14 protein-coding genes are annotated in these 17823 nt (G+C 72.9%); 3 read left to right on the top strand and 11 right to left on the bottom strand.

Annotated features, from left to right (window positions below):
• The first annotated feature begins 96 nt into the window (after positions 1-96).
• A complete protein-coding gene (locus tag PS271_RS17005; RefSeq protein WP_398382690.1) occupies positions 97-771 on the top strand; it encodes a bifunctional DNA primase/polymerase in 675 nt (224 codons plus the stop codon).
• Between the two features lie 82 nt (positions 772-853).
• Here PS271_RS17005 and PS271_RS17000 read toward each other — a convergent pair whose 3' ends face one another.
• The 3 genes from PS271_RS17000 to PS271_RS16990 all read right to left on the bottom strand — a co-directional run bounded on the left by PS271_RS17000 (position 854) and on the right by PS271_RS16990 (position 4542).
• Positions 854-2293 carry an FAD-dependent monooxygenase gene (locus tag PS271_RS17000; RefSeq protein ID WP_398382689.1) on the bottom strand — a complete coding sequence of 480 codons (1440 nt, stop codon included), beginning with the start codon at positions 2291-2293 and terminating at the stop codon, positions 854-856.
• 145 nt (positions 2294-2438) lie between these two features.
• Positions 2439-3326 (bottom strand): alpha/beta fold hydrolase, encoded by an 888-nt coding sequence (locus PS271_RS16995; RefSeq protein WP_398382688.1) that lies wholly within the window; start codon positions 3324-3326, stop codon positions 2439-2441.
• Positions 3327-3849: 523 nt separating this feature from the next.
• A complete protein-coding gene (locus PS271_RS16990) occupies positions 3850-4542 on the bottom strand; it encodes an iron-dependent transcriptional repressor DtxR (RefSeq protein WP_030369085.1) in 693 nt (230 codons plus the stop codon).
• A gap of 197 nt (positions 4543-4739) precedes the next feature.
• On the opposite strand from PS271_RS16990, the gene PS271_RS16985 reads away from it, so the two are divergent.
• Positions 4740-5498, top strand: a complete 759-nt coding sequence (locus PS271_RS16985) for an SIS domain-containing protein (protein WP_398382687.1) — start codon at positions 4740-4742, stop codon at positions 5496-5498.
• 105 nt (positions 5499-5603) lie between these two features.
• Here PS271_RS16985 and PS271_RS16980 read toward each other — a convergent pair whose 3' ends face one another.
• Together PS271_RS16980 and pdxH are read right to left on the bottom strand one after the other, a co-directional pair.
• The gene (locus tag PS271_RS16980; RefSeq protein ID WP_398382686.1) at positions 5604-7019 is read right to left on the bottom strand and encodes a PAS domain-containing protein; all 1416 of its coding nucleotides are present in this window, start codon (positions 7017-7019) and stop codon (positions 5604-5606) included.
• 391 nt (positions 7020-7410) lie between these two features.
• A complete protein-coding gene (pdxH, locus tag PS271_RS16975) occupies positions 7411-8040 on the bottom strand; it encodes a pyridoxamine 5'-phosphate oxidase (protein WP_398386895.1) in 630 nt (209 codons plus the stop codon).
• A 462-nt stretch (positions 8041-8502) separates the two neighbouring features.
• On the opposite strand from pdxH, the gene PS271_RS16970 reads away from it, so the two are divergent.
• Entirely contained in the window at positions 8503-9621 is a 1119-nt protein-coding gene (locus PS271_RS16970) for a citrate synthase 2 (RefSeq protein ID WP_398382685.1), read from the top strand.
• 39 nt (positions 9622-9660) lie between these two features.
• Here PS271_RS16970 and PS271_RS16965 read toward each other — a convergent pair whose 3' ends face one another.
• The 6 genes from PS271_RS16965 to PS271_RS16940 are packed head-to-tail and all read right to left on the bottom strand — an operon-like array spanning position 9661 to position 17699.
• Positions 9661-10260, bottom strand: a complete 600-nt coding sequence (locus tag PS271_RS16965; RefSeq protein WP_398382684.1) for a TetR/AcrR family transcriptional regulator — start codon at positions 10258-10260, stop codon at positions 9661-9663.
• Positions 10248-10976: an enoyl-CoA hydratase family protein gene (locus PS271_RS16960; protein ID WP_398382683.1), complete on the bottom strand. Its 729-nt coding sequence runs from the start codon at positions 10974-10976 to the stop codon at positions 10248-10250. The genes PS271_RS16965 and PS271_RS16960 overlap by 13 nt, the downstream gene beginning before the upstream one ends.
• Positions 10977-10991: 15 nt before the next feature.
• The gene (locus PS271_RS16955; RefSeq protein WP_398382682.1) at positions 10992-12149 is read right to left on the bottom strand and encodes an acyl-CoA dehydrogenase family protein; all 1158 of its coding nucleotides are present in this window, start codon (positions 12147-12149) and stop codon (positions 10992-10994) included.
• A complete protein-coding gene (locus PS271_RS16950; RefSeq protein ID WP_398382681.1) occupies positions 12146-14389 on the bottom strand; it encodes an ATP-binding protein in 2244 nt (747 codons plus the stop codon). The genes PS271_RS16955 and PS271_RS16950 overlap by 4 nt, the downstream gene beginning before the upstream one ends.
• Positions 14390-14409: 20 nt before the next feature.
• Entirely contained in the window at positions 14410-16011 is a 1602-nt protein-coding gene (locus tag PS271_RS16945; RefSeq protein ID WP_398382680.1) for an acyl-CoA carboxylase subunit beta, read from the bottom strand.
• Positions 16008-17699, bottom strand: coding sequence for an acyclic terpene utilization AtuA family protein (locus tag PS271_RS16940; protein WP_398386894.1), 1692 nt, complete (start codon positions 17697-17699; stop codon positions 16008-16010). The genes PS271_RS16945 and PS271_RS16940 overlap by 4 nt, the downstream gene beginning before the upstream one ends.
• Between the last annotated feature and the right edge of the window lie 124 nt (positions 17700-17823).

Here is a 17823-nt window from a genome sequence, read left to right as displayed (position 1 = left end):
CCCCCGTACATGCATCCGTGCGCCCCACGTGCATGCCCTGGCACCGCCCACAAGCGTGAGCCTGAGCCGTAACCCCTCGTGACAAGGGGAGTTGTGATGGGCGTGGAAGAGACCATCGCAGTAGGAGCCCCGCACCTCCCCCAACAGCGCAGCGAGCAACTGCTGGACGCCGCTGTCAGGTACGCGGAGGAGCGGCACTGGGACGTATTCGGCGGCACGTGGCTGACGGTGGAGGAGGGACGGGAGTACTGCTCGTGCGGTGATCTCGGCTGCCCCTCCCCCGGTGCGCACCCGGACCGCCCGGACTGGGCCACGCAGGCCACCGGCAGCGCGGTCGCCATCCGCCGCATGTGGGAGCAGCAGCCCGCCGCTTCGGTCCTGCTTCCGACGGGCCGCACGTTCGACGCGCTGGACGTCCCGGAGACGGCGGGCTGCCTGGCGCTGGCCCGGATGGAGCGGATGAACGTCCAGCTGGGGCCCATCACGTGCACCCCGTTCCGCCGGATGCTGTTCTTCGTGCTGCCCGGCGGGGCGCTGAAGGTCGGGGACGCCGCCCGGAAGCTGGGCTGGCACCCGACGTCGCTGGATCTCATCGCGCGCGGCGAGGGCGACTACGTGGTCGCGCCGCCCACCCGCGTGGGGACGCGCGGTTCGGTGCAGTGGGCGCGCCAGCCCACGGTCGCCAACCGCTGGCTGCCGGACGCGGACGAGCTGGTGAGCGCGCTCGCCTACGCGTGCGGACGGGATGCGGCGGACGCCCGCCGCAGGTGACGCGCACTGCGCGCACTGCGATGGGCGTCGTAGACGGGCGCCGTAAGGGCCCGGGCGCGGACCGGCCTTCGCGCCGGGGAGGTCAGCCGAGCTCGCGCGCCTCGGCCACGTACCCGTCGGGCCGTACGAGAAGGGCCGTGCGACGGGCGTCGGCGCGGGTGACCGTGGTGACGCCCGTCTCCTGCTGGGGCGATGCGCCCGCCTCGCGCGGCAGCACGCGCACGTGCGTCCCGGCGCGCAGCGCCTCGTACAGGCGAGTGGGCTCGCCCGCGCGCTCCGCGAGCGGCAGGTCGGGCGCCCGCTGCCCGGTGAGCGGGTGGGCTCCGGGCGGGGCGGGATAGCCGATGCCGATGCCGGAGACCACGAGGGCGCCGCGGTCCGCGGCGAACGGGAGGGACATGGCGGCCACGGCGGCCGCGTCGCGCAGGCGGCGGGTGACGGGCGAGGTGAGCAGGACGCCCCGCACGATGGCGCCGCTGACGCGCAGCACCAGCTTGCCGACGGGGTGGCGCTCGTCGTGATAGCTGTCGAGCAGGGATTCGGGCGCCGTGCCCTTGAGGACGGCGGCGAGCTTCCAGGAGAGGTTGGCGGCGTCCTGGAGGCCCGTGTTCATGCCGAGGCCTCCGGCGGGCGAGTGGACGTGGGCGGCGTCGCCGGCGAGGAAGACGCGGCCCGCACGGTAGCGCGGCACCTGCCGCTCGTCGCTGTGGAAGCGCGAGGTCCAGCGCGGGTCGTGCATGCCGAAGTCGGTGCCGAAGGCGGCCCGGGTGACGGCCTTGAGCTCCTCGAAGTCGACGGGGGCGGTGGACGGCAGGTCCGAGCCGTGCGCCCAGACGATGGCGCGGTAGTAGCCGTCGCCGAAGGGCACGAGGAAGGCGAAGCCTTCCTTGACGCCCCGGAAGGCCGGCAGCCCCGGCGGCTCGGTGTCGAGGCGCACGTCGGCGAGCATGACGGACCGGAGCACGGACTTCCCGGGGAAGGGCAGGCCGAGCGCCTTGCGGACGGCGCTGCGCACGCCGTCGGTGCCGACGGCGTAGGCGGCGCGCAGGGTCTCGGTCGCGCCGCCGGCGGTGCGGAGCTCGACGTCGACGCCGTCCGCGTCCTGGCGCAGCCCGGTGACCTCGGCGCCGCGCCGCAGCACGGCCCCGGCCTTCAGGGCCCGCTCCTCCAGCACCCGCTCCGTCTCGTACTGCGGCGTGAGCAGGACGCCGGGGAAGCGGGTGGGCAGCCGGGTCATGTCGATCCCCCCGCGGCCGAAGAACCGCACGCCCGGGTTGAAGGACCCGGTGGCGATCAGGGCCTCGGCGATGCCGCGGGCGTCGAAGGTCTCCAGCGTGCGCGCGTGCACGGCGAACGCCCGGGTGAGGTTCGACTCCTGAGCCCGTTTCTCCACCAGCGTCACCCGCACGCCGGCGGCGGCGAGATCCCCGGCGAGCAGCAGCCCGGTGGGACCGGCGCCGACGACGAGGACGTCGGCAGGGGCAGGGACGGGGGCGGCCTGGGAGGAGAGCGAGGACGACATGACGGCACCTCGGATGGCTCGTGGCTCATGGCTCGTGCGGGCATCTGGCCTTACTGCCAGTGCACACCCGCGCCCGAGATATGTCAACGCTTGTTGAATTAATGTGCAGCACCCCCCGTGCGCCCGCACGGGCCGGCTCCGCCGCCTACGCCGGCAGGACCGACTCCAGGAACGACTCCACGGCGCGGCGCCAGCCCTCGGGCTGTTCGTAGTGGACGAGGTGGCCCGCGTCGGAGATCTCGGCGTACGTGCCGCGGGGCAGGACGCGGACCATCTCCTGGGCCTCGGCGCGGCCGAGCTCGCTGTCGGGGCCGCGGACGACGAGGGCCGGGCACTCGACGAGGGCGAGCTCTTCCCAGTGCGCGTCGTGGGCGTAGGTCTCGCGGGCCTGGAGCATCTGGCGGCGGGAGAAGGCCGGACGCCAGCCGTCGGCGCGCTCGGCCATGATCTCGGCGTAATAGTCACCGCGGGCGGGCCGGGGGCGCTCCAGGGTGGGGTCGCCCTCGGCGAACCACTTGCGGACGTCCGCGAGCGTGGCGAAGGGGACCGGCCAGGAGCGGAACCACTCGCCCCACTCGCGCTGGGTGGCGGCGCCCAGCGCGGACGCCCGCATGTCGCAGATGACCAGGGCGCGGACCAGGTCGGGGCGGCGGGCCGCGACCTGCCAGGCGGTGAGCGCGCCCATGGCGTGACCGATCAGGACGGCGGGGGCGAGCTCCAGGGACTCGATCACGGCCACGGCATCGGCGATATAGGCGTCGCGGGTGTACGGGCCCTCCGCCGGGCGCTCGCTGCGGCCGTGGCCCCGCTGGTCGAGGGCGACCGCGCGGTGCCGGCCGGACAGCCAGCGGGCGGTCTCCGCCCAGTGCGCGGCGCGGCCCATCAGGCCGTGGAGCATCAGGACCGCGCCGGGGCCGCGCCTCGCGGCCTCACCGGCTCCCCCCGCCCCGCAGGGCTGCTTGGGCGGATCGGCGAACTCCCAGGCCGCGAGCCGCACCCCGCCGCTCCCACTCACGTCGATGCGCCGAACCATGAGCCCTGGCACCTCCTACTCTTCCCCGAGCAGCTCCACGATCACGATATCGAACTCAGATTCGAATACAGGCTCAACGCGCACAACACCCCTCGTTCGAGTGACCTCAGGGAAGGGTTGACCGGCGGCACCCAGGGGATTAATCGACCTGGGCGCGGACTGCTCGGGGAAGAAGGTCCGCGGGGCGGACCCTGGGAGCTCGGGGCTCCGGGTCGCCACGGGGGTAAATGGGGAGGCAGGGCCCCGGCTGCCCGGAAGGGCGCCGGGGCCCTCGTCACGCCCCGCCGGCCTCATCGCAGCCCCCCTCCCCGAGACAGCGGCGTGCCGCGCATATGCGCGCCAGCGACAGCGTGGCACGGCCGGGGCGGCTCCGTGCCCGTTCCGCCGACTCCAGCCAGATTCAAGGGAGTTGGCGCAGCAAGACGCCCCGCGGCGGGCTGCGCGGGGCAGCCCGGGCCGGCGGGGCGTGAGGGAGACGCGAGGCGGCGGCCCCGGCGTCTCGCAGTGGTCCGGCAGTAAGAGCTCAGCGCTTGGCGACGAAGACGTGCGCCGCGATGTCCGGCTCCAGCTCCGTGGCCTCGCCGCTGCTGCCGACGATCACGCCGCCGGCCGAATCCGTCACGCTGACCACCGCACCGGGCTGCACGCCCGCGCGCCGCAGCGAATACATCAGCTGGGCGTCCGTCTGGATGGGCTCACCGATCCGGCGTACGACGACGGTCTTGCCGTCGGACCCGGCGTCCAGGTCCATCAGGCTGACCATGTCCTCATTGAGCAGCGGGTCCGGCTCGGCCTTCTCGCCCAGCTCCTCCAGGCCCGGGATGGGATTGCCGTACGGCGACTCGGTGGGGTGGCGCAGGAGCTCCAGCACGCGGCGCTCCACGGCCTCGCTCATCACGTGCTCCCAGCGGCAGGCCTCGGCGTGGACCTGCTCCCACTCCAGGCCGATCACGTCGACCAGCAGGCACTCGGCGAGGCGGTGCTTGCGCATGACGCGCGTGGCCAGCCGGCGGCCCTCCTCCGTGAGCTCCAGGTGCCGGTCGCCCGCGACGGACACCAGGCCGTCGCGCTCCATGCGTGCCACGGTCTGGCTGACCGTCGGGCCGCTCTGGTCGAGCCGCTCGGCGATCCGGGCACGCATGGGGACCACACCCTCCTCCTCCAGCTCGAGAATGGTGCGGAGATACATCTCCGTGGTGTCGATCAGTCCGGACATGCGTGCCCCTCGATAAGTCGTGCGCGTGGCCCCTGGCCCCAATTCTGACGCATGACACCGACAACGGTGGCGGGTACGGCCCCGGCCCGCCCGCCGTATTGACAGGGCCGTGGTCCAGACCGCAACGTGATCCGCGCCACGAGCGTACGCCCAGACCGTACGCGCCACCGGATCTCGATCTAAGGAGCCCCGCAGCGATGAGCGAGAACAAGCTGGCCGGGCAGTTCTTCGACGCCGCGATCGGGCTGCTCCAGCGGGTGCGCGACGAGGAGGCCGAGCCCATCGCGGCCGCGGCGGCGCTGCTCGCCGACACCGTGGCCGGCGGCGGCCGGCTCTTCGTCTTCGGCGCGGGCCACTCCGCGCTCCCCGCCCAGGACGTCGTCTACCGCGCGGGCGGCCTCGCCCTGATCAACCTCCTCGCTGTCCCCGGCGTCGTCGGCCTCGACGTCATGCCGGCCACGCTCGGCAGCGCCCTGGAGCGCGTCGACGGCCTGGCCGGCGCGGTCCTCGACACCAGCCCCGTCCAGGCCGGCGACGTCCTGGTCGTCATCTCCCTCTCCGGCCGCAACTCCCTGCCCGTCGAGATGGCCATGAACGCTCGCGCGCTGGGCGTCCGCGTCATCGGCGTCACCTCCCTCGCCTACGCCGAGCACACCAAGTCCCGCCACGCGTCGGGCACCTTCCTGAAGGACCACTGCGACCTCGTCATCGACAGCAAGATCGACATCGGGGACGCGGAGCTCACGGCGGACAACATCGCGGCCCCCTTCGGCCCCGCGTCGACGGTCGTCACCAGCGCCCTGATGCAGGCGGTCGTCGCGGCCGCCGCGGGCGAACTCGCCGCCCGCGGCATCGACCCGCCGATGCTGCGCTCGGGGAACGTCGACGGCGGACACGACTGGAACGGGCGGCTGCTGGAGGAGTACGGGGACAGGATCTTCTTCCGTCACCGGTGACAGTGCGCGGGGCGGGGGTACGGGTGCGGTGCCGGTGGTCCGGCTGCGGGTCCGTCGTGGCTGGTCGCGCAGTTCCCCGCGCCCCTTGCGGGGCGGGGCGCGGGGTTAAAGGGCCGGGTCCGCCAAGTCGATCGATGCCGCCACCCGGCAGGCGATGTCCTCCGCGTACGTCGCGTCCGAGCGGTCGAAGGGGCGGCGGGACGGGCCGCGGAGGAAGGTGACCGCGCCCAGCGTGCGGCCGCGGCTGCGCAGGGCCGTGGCGAGGGCGTGGACCGTGCCTTCGGGCCACTTGCGGAGGGTGGCCCACGTCTCGGTGCAGTCGGAGGCCGCACGGACCGAGCCGCAGCGCTCGACGGCCTGCACGGCGGGATGCCCTTCCGGATACGGCACGGGGAGGCCGCCGCGGCCCATGGCCGGGCAGGGGCCCGGCGTGCCCGCGGGCGTGGCGGTGGCCCTGATCAGCCGGACCGGGGAGTCGGGGGTGGCCTGCGGCTCGGGAAGCAGGTCGATCAGGGCGTGGTCGGCGAAGCCGGCGAGGGCGAAGTCCAGGTAGAGGGAGGCCGCTTCCATGGGGTCCTCGCACTCGGCGACGGCCCGCCCCGCCCGGTGCAGCTGGCTGGCGCGGAAGCGCAGCCGCGCGCTGTCCTGCTCGGTGAGCCGGGCGGCGGTGACGTCCAGGAACAGCCAGGCCACCCCCAGCGGCACCGGTTCCTCGGCGAGCGGCGAGGCCAGCCGCACGAAGCCGCTGCGCCAGCAGCGCCGCTCGGGCGGGGCGCCGCCCTGGTCGCGGAGGGTCACCCACAGGTCGGTAGGGGCGGGCGGGGCGCCCGCCGCGAGGACGTGCTGGAGAGCTCCCTCGACCTCCTCCACGCCCTGCTCCAGCAACTCGCCGAGCGGGCGGCCGAGGAGCGCGGTGCGGCCGGTACGCAGGGCCCGCGCGGCATGGGCGTTGGCGAGGGCGGGCCGCAGGTCGGCGTCGACGAGCACGACGCCCCACGAGGCGTCCCCGAAAAGGGCCTCGCTGAGCGCGATGGAGCGCTCCAGGTCGATCTGGGTGTGCACCTCGCTGAACGCGCAGTACACCCCGGCGGGCCGCTCGCCCGCGCCCGGCACCGCCGACAGCTGGGTGCGGACCAGCACCCGCCCGCCGTCCTTGGTGAGCAGCGCGAATTCGTGGACGTGCCGCCCGGGGGACGCCATCGCCTCGGCCAGCCGTGCCGCGACCTCGGCGGCGTCCGCGGCCCGCACCGCCCAGCCGGCCAGGCCCTGCCGGCCGACGGCCTCCGCCGCGGTCCAGCCCAGTATCCGTTCGGCCTCGCGGTTCCAGTGGGTGACCGTGCCGCCGGCGTCGAAGGCGCACAGCGCGGTGTCCATGCCGTCGAGGAGCGCCGCGAGGAGGCCGGAGTCGTCGCTGCCGGAGGCTCGTTCGGAAGCGCGTTCGGCGGCGCCGCCCGCGGCTTCCCCGGCACCGGGTGCCGGGGAAGCCGGGCGGGCAGGGCCTGACTTGTGTGGTGCGGTCACGAGGTACCCCCAGCTGGACGCGTCTGCATGTCCTGCACGACGGGCCATTCAACTCGACCGTGATGGGCACCACACCGTCTTCGGGGAAATCGTTGCCCACCGGAAATTCGGTTGTCGCTCACCGGGGCGCTTCCTAGGGTGGTGCGCACACGAGAAGGGAGGTGGTTCGGGACATGATTTCAGTCCGGACGCGTGAGGTGACTGCGGGCTAGCGCCCGTCGTCGCGCCAAGCGCAACGCCGGAGCCTCCCGGACTGCAGCCGGGGGATGCGCCGGTCAATCCCAAGCAGTCACCCGATCCGTGGGCCGCCGAGTCGTCCGCTCGGCACCGCCGCGCCCCAGGGCGCGGCGGTAACCGGCCCACGGATCGCCTGCTTTATCGCTTTATCGCCTTACGGGCTGAGCCGCTCCACCCGCCAGCCCCCGCTCTCGCCCTCACTCACATACCGCAGCCGGTCGTGCAGCCTGTTCTCGCGCCCCTGCCAGAACTCCACGCTCTCCGCGGTCACGCGATAGCCGCCCCAGCCCGTCGGCACGGGCACCGGCTCTCCTTCCGGATAGCGGGCGAGCAGCCGCGCGTACGCGGCGTCGATCTCCTCGCGCGAGGCCACGACGGCGGACTGGGCGCTCGCCCACGCCCCGAGCTGCGAGCCGCGCGGCCGCGAGTGGAAGTAGACGGCCGTCTCCGCCGGGTCCACGCGCTCGGCCGTGCCGGCGACGATGACCTGACGGCCGATCGGGTGCCAGGGGAAGAGCAGCGAGACGTACGGATTGCGCGCGAGGTCGGCGGCCTTGCGGGAGCCGTAGTTGGTGTAGAAGACGAAGCCCCGGTGGTCGTAGCCCTTGAGCAGCACGGTCCGGGAGCTGGGCCGGCCGTCGGGGTCGGCCGTGGAGACGACCATGGCGTTGGGCTCCCGCAGCCCCGCGGCGAACACCTCGGCGAACCAGATAGCGAACTGCTCGTACGGATCGGGGGCGAGGTCCGCTTCCGAGAGGCCCTGGGAGCGGTACTGCTCGCGCATGGCTGCGGCGTCCAGCGCGCCGCCGTGGAACTCGGGGGCGGGGAACTCGTCGGCATGGGTCACGGGCCCATCCTGTCAGCAGGGGCGTCCCCGGGCAGCAGATGAGCTTGCCCCCGACCGGACCTCCGTAACCCTCCCGCGCGCAAAACCCCCACTGTGCCGGACATCACCTTTCGCCGCATGTGGCGAACCCCCCAAAATCGCAGGGCGGGAAGCTGTGGTACCCGCACATCACCGGCTATCGTTTCCGGCCGGAATCCGGAACGAGCCCGCCCGTCAGGGGTCCGGGCGCGGAACCGGGTGAAGACCCGTCGCACGGGGCATGACCCGGTTGACCGATGAGGGACCCGCAAGGCCGTACGCAGCGACGCACGGACCGCGGACCGCACCAGGGACAGGCAGCAGCCGCGCCCGACCGGGCCTCGCGCCCCAGCTGTCGCACACGTCATGAGGAGCCGCCTGATGTCCGACTTCGTACCCGGGCTCGAAGGAGTCGTCGCGTTCGAGACGGAGATCGCCGAACCCGACAAGGAAGGCGGCGCTCTCCGCTACCGGGGCGTCGACATCGAGGACCTGGTCGGCCAGGTGTCCTTCGGCAACGTCTGGGGTCTGCTGGTCGACGGCTCGTTCAACCCCGGCCTGCCACCCGCCGAGCCGTTCCCCATCCCCGTCCACTCGGGTGACATCCGCGTCGACGTCCAGTCCGCGCTCGCGATGCTGGCCCCCGTCTGGGGCCTCAAGCCCCTCCTCGACATCGACGAGGCCACCGCCCGCGACAACCTCGCCCGCGCCGCCGTCATGGCCCTCTCCTACGTCGCCCAGTCGGCGCGCGGGCAGGGCCTGCCGATGGTGCCGCAGCGCGAGATCGACAAGGCGGAGACCGTCGTCGAGCGCTTCATGAAGCGCTGGCGCGGCGAGCCCGACCCCAAGCACGTCAAGGCCGTCGACGCCTACTGGACGTCCGCCGCCGAGCACGGCATGAACGCCTCCACGTTCACGGCCCGCGTCATCGCCTCCACCGGCGCGGACGTGGCCGCGGCGCTCTCCGGCGCGGTCGGCGCCATGTCCGGCCCGCTGCACGGCGGCGCGCCGTCCCGCGTCCTCGGCATGATCGAGGAGATCGAGCGCACGGGCGACGCCGTGGCGTACGTCAAGCGCGCCCTGGACAACGGCGAGCGCCTCATGGGCTTCGGCCACCGCGTCTACCGCGCCGAGGACCCGCGCGCCCGCGTCCTGCGCCGCACGGCCCGGGAGCTGGCCGCGCCGCGCTACGAGGTCGCCGAGGCCCTGGAGAAGGCGGCCCTGGAGGAGCTCCACAACCGCCGCCCGGACCGTGTCCTCGCCACGAACGTCGAGTTCTGGGCGGCCATCGTCCTGGACTTCGCCGAGGTCCCGGCGCACATGTTCACGTCGATGTTCACCTGCGCCCGTACGGCGGGCTGGAGCGCGCACATCCTGGAGCAGAAGCGCACGGGCCGCCTGGTCCGCCCGTCGGCCCGCTACGTGGGCCCGGGCTCGCGCGACCCGCGCGAGATCGAGGGCTTCGCGGACATCACGGGCAAGGCGGCGTCGGCGGCCTGACCCCGGGGGCGGTTGCGCGGCCGGCGCAACCGCCCGCCCTCACAGCAGCCCGCTGAGGACAGCCGTCCAGTGCCGGACCACCCGCTCGCGGCGGGCGGTGTCGTCCGTCAGGAGGTGGGCGAGGCCCAGGCCCCGGCACATGTCGAGGAAGCCCTGGACGGTTTCGCGGACGCCGGGGCGGCGTTCGTCGGCGCCGAGGAGCTCCACGGCCATGCGGTGCACTTCGCGGCCCACGCGCGCTTCCAGTTCGGTGACCGGGGCGCGCAGCGCGTCGTCGTCGGCGGCGGCGACCCACAGGTGCAGGGCGGCGCGGAACAGCGGCCCCGTGCAGAGGTCCACGAGCTGGCCGACGGCCATGTGCGTACGGGCCGGGCCGGTGATCAGCTGCACCTGGGGCAGCAGGCCCCGTACGGCCGCGGACCGCTGCTCGGCGACGTATTCGACGGCGGCGGTGAAGAGTTCCTCGCGGGTGCGGAAGTGGTGCTGGGCGGCTCCGCGCGAGACGCCGGCGCGCTCGGCGACGACGGAGACCGTCGACCCGCCCCAGCCGCGCTCGGCGAGGCAGGCCACGGCCGCCTCCAGGAGGCGCTGCCGGGTGGCGCGGCTGCGGTCCTGCTTGGGGAGGCTCAGCGGGCCCATACCGGCTCCCTGCGCTCCAGAAAGGCGGCCATGCCCTCGCGGGCCTCGGAAGAGGCGAAGAGCCGGGCGGACAGGGCGGTGAGGGCCTCGGCATCACGCTCGAAGGCACGCCGCACGCCAGCCGTGGCCAGGGCCTTCGACTCGGCGAGCCCTTGCGGCGAGCCGCGCCGCAGCCCGTCCAGGACGGCCTCCAGTTCGTCCTCCGCCGCGGTGACGAGCCCGATCCGTACGGCCTCGGCCGCTCCGAACCGCTCGCCGGTCAGGTAGTAGCGGGCGGCCGCGCGGGCGTCGAGGCGCGGCAGCAACGGCAGGGATATCACCGCGGGCGCGAGCCCGATCCGGGCCTCGGTGAAGACGAACGTCGCGCCCTCCCCCGCCACGGAGATGTCACAGGCACCCAGCAGCCCGAGCCCGCCGGCCCGCGCGTGACCGTCCACCCGGGCGACGACGGGCTTCGGCAGCTCCACGACAGCACGCATGAGCCGTACGAGAGCTTGCGGCCCGTCGGCGCCGGCCTCGGTCAGGTCGGCGCCGGAACAAAAGGTGTTGCCGGTATGGGCCAGCAGCACAGCGCGCGTTCCCGCGTCCTCCCCGGCCGCCACCAGCCCTTCCACCAGCTCGGAGACCAACTGTGCCGACAGGGCGTTGCGATGGTGCGGGGAGTCCAGGGTCAGGGTGGTGATGCCGTGCTCGGAGGAGCGGCGGACGAGCGACACAGGAAGCCACCTTTCTCAGTACGACTTGGGAAGGCCCAGCGTCGTGTGCGACACGTAGTTGAGGATCATCTCCCGGCTGACAGGGGCGATCCGCGTCACGCGCACCGCGGTGAGCAGGGACGCCAGCCCGTACTCGCTCGCGAGGCCGTTGCCGCCGAGGGTGTGCACGGCTTGGTCGACGGCGCGGACGGCGGCGTCGGCGGCGGCGTACTTGGCCATGTTGGCCGCTTCTCCGGCCCCCATGTCGTCGCCCGCGTCGTAGAGATGGGCGGCCTTGAGCATCATGAGCCGGGCGAGCTCGATCTCGATGTGGGACTGGGCCAGGGGGTGCGCGATGGCCTGGTGGGCGCCGATGGGCTCGCGCCAGACGGTGCGGGTACGGGCGTAGTCGACGGCGCGGGCGAGGGCGTAGCGGGCCATGCCGAGGGCGAAGGCGGCGGTCATGATGCGCTCGGGGTTGAGGCCGGCGAAGAGCTGGAGGAGCCCGGCGTCTTCGTCGCCGACAAGGGAGTCAGCAGCAAGCCGCACATGGTCAAAAACAAGCTCGAACTGCTTCTCAGCGGCAGCGAGTTCCATAGGAATGGGAGTCTTCAGAAAACCCTCCACATCCCTCTCCACAATGAACAAACAGGGCTTGAGCTTCCCGGTACCCCTGTCCTCCATCCGCCCCACAATCAACGTCGCATCCGCGACATCGACCCCGGAGATGAAGACTTTGCGACCGTTGAGCACCCACCCGTCGCCCTCGCGCCGGGCGGTGGTCGTTATGCGGTGGGAATTGGACCCGGCTTCGGGCTCGGTGATGCCGAAGGCCATTCTGAGCGTCCCGGCGGCCAGTCCCGGCAGCCATCGCCGCTTTTGTGCGTCGGTGCCGAAGCGGGCGATGACGGTGCCGCAGATGGCGGGTGAGACGACCATCATCAGCAGGGGGCAACCGGCGGCGCCGAGTTCTTCCAGGACGATGGCGAGCTCGGTCATGCCGCGGCCGCCGCCCCCGTACTCCTCGGGAAGGTTCACGCCCAGGTAGCCGAGCTCGCCGGCTTCGGCCCAGAGCTCGTCGGGGTGCCGGCCGTCGCGGACGGCTTCGGTGACGTAGGCGCGCCCGTAGCGCTTGCCGAGCGCGGCGACGGCGGTGCGCAGGTCGCGGTGTTCCTGGGATTCGATGAGGCTCATGGCGTCGGCTCCTCGGTGACGACGGCGAGCAGGGACCCGACCTCGACCCGGTGGCCGGGGGCGGCGTGCAGAGCAGTGAGCGTGCCGGTGGCCGGCGAGACGACGCGGTGCTCCATCTTCATGGCCTCCAGCCACAGCAACACCTGTCCGGCCTTGACCGGACCCCCCTCGGCGACCCCGTCCGCGAGGCGGACGACGGTCCCGGGCATGGGGGCCAGGAGGGAGCCGGGTTCGGCGGGCGCGGCGGTGGGGTCAGGAAAGCGGGGCAGAGGGATGAAGGCGTAAGAGCCGGACGGAGCGTCCACATGAACGCGATCGTCATAGGCGGACACGTCGTAAGGAACACGAAGCCCGCCCACCTCCAGCACCACGTGACCACGGGACGCCTCGAGAACACAGACTCCGCCTTCGGCCTCCAGGCCGTGCCGGGTGAGGCGGTACCGCACGGTGTACTCCTCACCGTCCGGTACGGAGCGGTAGCGCTTCTCCTGCGGCTGAGAGGGAAGGTTGCGCCAGCCGCCGAACCGGGAGCGTCCCTGGGCGTCGGCGATCGCGGCGGCGAGGGCGGCGGTTGCGCCGTCACGGCGCGGCGCGGTGAGCTCGCCCAAGTACCGCTCATAGAAAGCCGTATTCATGCACCCAGCGGCGAACTCCTCGTGCCGGAGCGACCGTACGAGAAGATCGCGGTTGGTCACGGGGCCGTGAATGCGGGCGCGCTCCAGCGCGTGGGCCAGCCGCCGCACGGCCTCCGGCCGGGTGGGAGCCCAGACAATCACCTTCGCCAGCAGCGGGTCATAGTAAGACGTGACGGTGTCGCCCGGCCCGAAGCCCGCGTCCACGCGAAGGTACCCCGCGCCTTCGGCGCGGGTTTCCGCCCACCCACCCGCCCGTTGAGGTTCGTCCAACCCTTGGAGGTTGTCGGGACGTTGAGGTGGGCCAGGACGTTGAGGTTCGTCCATCCGTTGAAGCTCGGCCGGACGTTGAGGTTGGCCGGATGACAGGGAGGTCGGGGTGCGGCGGGAGGGGGTGGGGGCGTAGGGGTGGGGGTCCGGGGCGCTGACGTGTATTTGTGGGCCCGAAGGAGAAGAGGGCGCGGGCACGTCGCGGGGGGCGGGCCCGTAAATATACGGCCCCGGACCCCCACCCCGGAGCCCCCGGCCCCGGACCCCGAACGCACCCGCACCCGCACCCGCACCCCGAAGCGGCGCCGCACCCGGCACCGACAACGCCCGCACCACCCCCACCTGCGGCCGCCACCCCGCCCCGGGATCCTCCGCGTACAGCCGCGCCTCCACCGCATGCCCCACCGCCTCCGGCGGCGACCCGCCCAGCGCCACCCCCTCCGCCACCCGGATCTGCAGCGCGACGAGATCCAGCCCGTACACCGCCTCCGTCACCGGATGCTCCACCTGGAGCCGCGTGTTCACCTCCAGAAAGAAGGGCCGTCCCTCCGGCGTCACAAGGAACTCCACCGTCCCCGCGCCCACGTACCCGATCGCCCGCGCCGCGGCCACCGCGGCGCGGGTCAGCTCCTCCGAGAGGCGCGCGCCCAGCCCGGGCGCAGGCGCCTCCTCGATCACCTTCTGGTGCCGCCGCTGCAACGAGCAGTCCCGCGTTCCGAGCGCCCACACCGTGCCGTGCACATCGGCGAGGATCTGCACTTCCACGTGCCGCCCGCCCTCCACGTACGGCTCGACGAAGACCTCGTCGTCACCAAAGGCGGCCATGGCCTCGGCCCGAGCGGAGGCGACCTCAGCATCGAGCAAGGAAAGGTCACGAACAACCCGCATCCCCCGCCCCCCACCCCCCGCAGCGGCCTTGACGAGAAGCGGCGGCTCCCCCGCCACCAGCACCGGAACCCCCGCCTCCGACATGATCCGCTTGGCGCGCGTCTTCGAGGCCATGGCCTCGATCACGGTGGGCGGCGGCCCGATCCACACCAGCCCCGCGTCGCCGACGGCCCGTGCGAACGCCGCGCTCTCGGAGAGGAACCCGTACCCCGGGTGCACGGCGTCCGCGCCCGCGGCGAGCGCGGCCCGGACCACGGCGTCGCCGCGCAAATACGTATCCGCAGCGGCCGTTCCGGGCAGTCGGACCGCAACATCGGCTTCCCGTACGTGCAGCGCACCGGCATCGGCATCCGAGTACACAGCAGCCGAGGCGATACCCAACTCCCGGCACGTGCGGAACACGCGGCAAGCAATCTCACCCCGGTTGGCGACAAGCACCGACCCGATCATCAACCCACCCCCGAAGACCGTCACATCCGAAAGACACCGAACCCACCCCGCACGCCCTCAACCGGCGCAGAGTGAATGGCGGAGAGGCACATGCCCAGCACCGTCCGCGTGTCGCGCGGATCGATGACACCGTCGTCGTAGAGCCGCCCGGAGAGGAACATGGCAAGCGACTCCGCTTCGATCTGCCGCTCGACCATCTCCCGCAGCGCGGCATCCGCTTCGTCGTCGTACGGGCGCCCCCTGGCCACCGCGGACTGCCGGGCAACGATGGACAACACCCCGGCAAGCTGCTGCGGCCCCATGACGGCGGACTTCGCGCTGGGCCAGGCGAACAGGAACCGCGGGTCGAAGGCGCGCCCGCACATGCCGTAGTGCCCGGCGCCGTAGGAGGCACCCATGAGCACGGAAAGATGCGGGACACGGGAGTTGGCCACCGCGTTGATCATCATCGCGCCGTGCTTGATGATGCCGCCTTGTTCGTACTCCCGCCCGACCATGTAGCCGGTCGTGTTGTGCAGGAAGACAAGGGGGACATCGCGCTGGTTGGCGAGCTGAATGAACTGCGCGGCCTTCTGCGACTCCTCGCTGAAGAGAACGCCTTGCGCGTTGGCGAGGATGCCCACGGGATACCCGTGAAGACGGGCCCACCCCACCACCAGACTCGTCCCGTACCGAGCCTTGACCTCATCAAAGTCGGACCCGTCAACGACCCGCGCAATCACCTCACGAGGATCAAAGGGAACCTTGAGATCCCCGGGCACAATGCCGAGCAACTCATCAGCGTCGTACAGGGGCGGAGAAACGACCTCCGCCGGATCAGGAGAGGCTTTGCGCCAGTTAAGCCGCCTGACAACCCGCCGAGCGAGCCGCAACGCATCGAGCTCATCAACGGCAAAGTGGTCCGCCAGGCCGGAAACGCCCGCGTGCATCTCCGCCCCGCCCAACGACTCGTCGTCGCTCTCCTCCCCCGTGGCCATCTTGACCAGCGGCGGGCCGCCGAGGAAGACCTTCGCCTGCTCCTTCACCATGATCACGTGATCGGACATGCCGGGTACGTAGGCGCCGCCGGCCGTCGAGTTGCCGAACACGACGGCCACGGTCGGCACACCGGCCGCCGACAACCGGGTCAGATCCCGGAACAGCCCGCCCCCGGGGATGAAGATCTCCTTCTGGCTGGGGAGATCGGCGCCACCGGACTCCACGAGCGAGATGACCGGCAGCCGGTTGGCGAACGCGATCTCGTTCGCCCGGAGGGCCTTCTTCAGCGTCCAGGGGTTGCTGGCCCCGCCCCGTACGGTGGGGTCATTCGCAGTGATGACGCACTCGACGCCCTCCACGACACCCACACCCGTGACGATCGACGCGCCCACCGTGTAGTCGCTGCCCCACCCCGCGAGGGGCGACAGCTCAAGGAACGGCGTGTCGGGGTCGAGGAGCAGTTCCACACGCTCGCGGGCGAGGAGTTTGCCGCGCGCGCGGTGCCGGGTGACGTACTTTTCCCCACCCCCCGCGAGCGCCCGGGCGTGCTCGGCGCCGAGCGCGTCGAGCCGCTCCAGCATCGCGGCGCGGGCGGCGGCGTAATCGGGGCCCGCGACATCGAGGGAGGACGACAAGACCGTCACAACAACACCTCCGGTATGTCCACGTGCCGGGAGCGCAGCCACTCCCCCAGCGCCTTGGCCTGAGGGTCGAAGCGGGCCTGGGAGGCGACGCCGGCGCCGAGCAGCCCGTCGATGGTGAAGTTGAGGGCGCGCAGCCCGGGGTACACGTGCCGCTCGACGGGCAGCCGGGCGACCTCGGGCAGGAGCCGGCGGAAGCGGGAGCCGGTGAGCTCGTGGGCGAGCCACCGCCACGCCTGGTCCGACCGGACCCACACGCCCACGTTCGCCGAGCCGCCCTTGTCGCCGCTGCGGGCCCCCGCGACGAGCCCGAGGGGGGCACGGCGGACGGGCCCGGTCGGCAGCGGAACGGGCAGCGCGGGCGGCTCCACAGGGACCGGACCCGGCGCCGGAGCCGAGGACGCCCGCGAGACCGACCCCGACGCCGGATCTACGGCGGCCGCCACAGGCGCCGCAGGCACCCGCAGCCGCGTCCCGTCCGGCAGCACGGCCGTATGCCGGACGGCGTACGCGTCCACGAACGCGGCCTCGAACACGCCGTACGGAGAGCCCGGCCCGGGCGGCGCGGTGACGTGAAAGCCGGGGTAGCCGGCCAGGGCCAGCTCGACGGCGGCCCCGCTGACCGCGCGGCCCACGGCCTCCGGGTCGGGGTCGCGCACCGTCAGGCGGAGGAACGCGCTGGCCTCCTCCTGCACGTCCGCGTCGGCGTGATCCGTACGGGCGAGGGTCCACCGGACCTCGGCCGGCCGGCGCTTCGCGAGGGCGTCCTCCATCTGCGCCCGTACGAGGCGGGCCTTGGCCTCGATGTCGAGGCCCGTCAGCACGAACACGACCTCGTTGCGCCAGCCGCCCACGCGCGTGAGCCCCACCTTGAGCGTGGAGGGCGGGGCCTCGCCGCGGACGCCGCTGATCCGTACGCGGTCGGGTCCCTCCTCCGTGAGCCGGACGGTGTCGAGCCGGGCGGTGACGTCGGGCCCCAGGTAGCGCGGGCCGCCCGTCTCGTAGAGGAGCTGGGCCGTGACCGTGCCGATGGTGACGGCGCCGCCCGTGCCGGGGTGCTTGGTGATGACGGCCGAGCCGTCGGAGTGGATCTCGGCGATGGGAAAGCCGGGCCTGCGCGCGTCGTGCTCGCTGAAGTGCTCGGTGAAGAAGGAGTAGTTGCCGCCGGTCGCCTGCGTGCCGCACTCCAGAACGTGCCCGGCGACGACGGCGCCGGCGAGCCGGTCCCGGTCCTCAGCGAGCCAGCCGAAGTGCGCGGCGGCGGGGCCGGTGACGAGGGCGGCGTCGGTGACGCGGCCGGTGACGACGACGTCCGCGCCCGCGCGCAGACAGGCGGCGATGCCGGCGCCGCCGAGGTAGGCGTTGGCGGTGAGGACGTCCTGGCCCCAGTCGCGGCCGGGCTCGTGCAGCAGGTCGTCGCCCTCGACGTGGGCTACGCGGACGTCGGCACCGACGCGGCGGGCGAGGCCGCGGATCGCTTCCGCGAGACCGCCGGGGTTGAGGCCGCCGGCATTGGTGACGATCTTCACGCCGCGGTCGGCGGCGAGGCCGAGGCCCTCCTCCAGCTGGCCGAGGAACGTCTTCGCGTAGCCGCGGGAGGGGTCCTTGAGGCGGTCGCGGCCGAGGATGAGCAGGGTGAGCTCGGCGAGGTAGTCACCGGTGAGGACGTCGAGGGGGCCGCCGGTCAGCATCTCGCGGAGGGCGTCGAAGCGGTCGCCGTAGAAGCCGGAGGCGTTGCCGATCCGTAAGGGGCTCGTCCGTAAGGGACATGCGGGGTCTGTCACTGCGTGCCGCTCCCTCAGGGGTCGTGTCAGG

Source organism: Streptomyces sp. SCA2-17, assembly GCF_044336695.1.
This window is presented reverse-complemented; position numbering and strand designations above follow the sequence as displayed.

What these genes read in the sequence shown, in the direction of transcription:
- PS271_RS17005 (WP_398382690.1), top strand. Translation starts at nt 97, where the DNA reads ATGGGCGTGGAAGAGACCATCGCAGTAGGAGCCCCGCACCTCCCCCAA.
- PS271_RS17000 (WP_398382689.1), bottom strand. Translation starts at nt 2,293, where the DNA reads ATGTCGTCCTCGCTCTCCTCCCAGGCCGCCCCCGTCCCTGCCCCTGCC.
- PS271_RS16995 (WP_398382688.1), bottom strand. Translation starts at nt 3,326, where the DNA reads ATGGTTCGGCGCATCGACGTGAGTGGGAGCGGCGGGGTGCGGCTCGCG.
- PS271_RS16990 (WP_030369085.1), bottom strand. Translation starts at nt 4,542, where the DNA reads ATGTCCGGACTGATCGACACCACGGAGATGTATCTCCGCACCATTCTC.
- PS271_RS16985 (WP_398382687.1), top strand. Translation starts at nt 4,740, where the DNA reads ATGAGCGAGAACAAGCTGGCCGGGCAGTTCTTCGACGCCGCGATCGGG.
- pdxH (WP_398386895.1), bottom strand. Translation starts at nt 8,040, where the DNA reads ATGCGCGAGCAGTACCGCTCCCAGGGCCTCTCGGAAGCGGACCTCGCC.
- PS271_RS16970 (WP_398382685.1), top strand. Translation starts at nt 8,503, where the DNA reads ATGTCCGACTTCGTACCCGGGCTCGAAGGAGTCGTCGCGTTCGAGACG.
- PS271_RS16965 (WP_398382684.1), bottom strand. Translation starts at nt 10,260, where the DNA reads ATGGGCCCGCTGAGCCTCCCCAAGCAGGACCGCAGCCGCGCCACCCGG.
- PS271_RS16955 (WP_398382682.1), bottom strand. Translation starts at nt 12,149, where the DNA reads ATGAGCCTCATCGAATCCCAGGAACACCGCGACCTGCGCACCGCCGTC.
- PS271_RS16950 (WP_398382681.1), bottom strand. Translation starts at nt 14,389, where the DNA reads ATGATCGGGTCGGTGCTTGTCGCCAACCGGGGTGAGATTGCTTGCCGC.
- PS271_RS16940 (WP_398386894.1), bottom strand. Translation starts at nt 17,699, where the DNA reads ATGCTGACCGGCGGCCCCCTCGACGTCCTCACCGGTGACTACCTCGCC.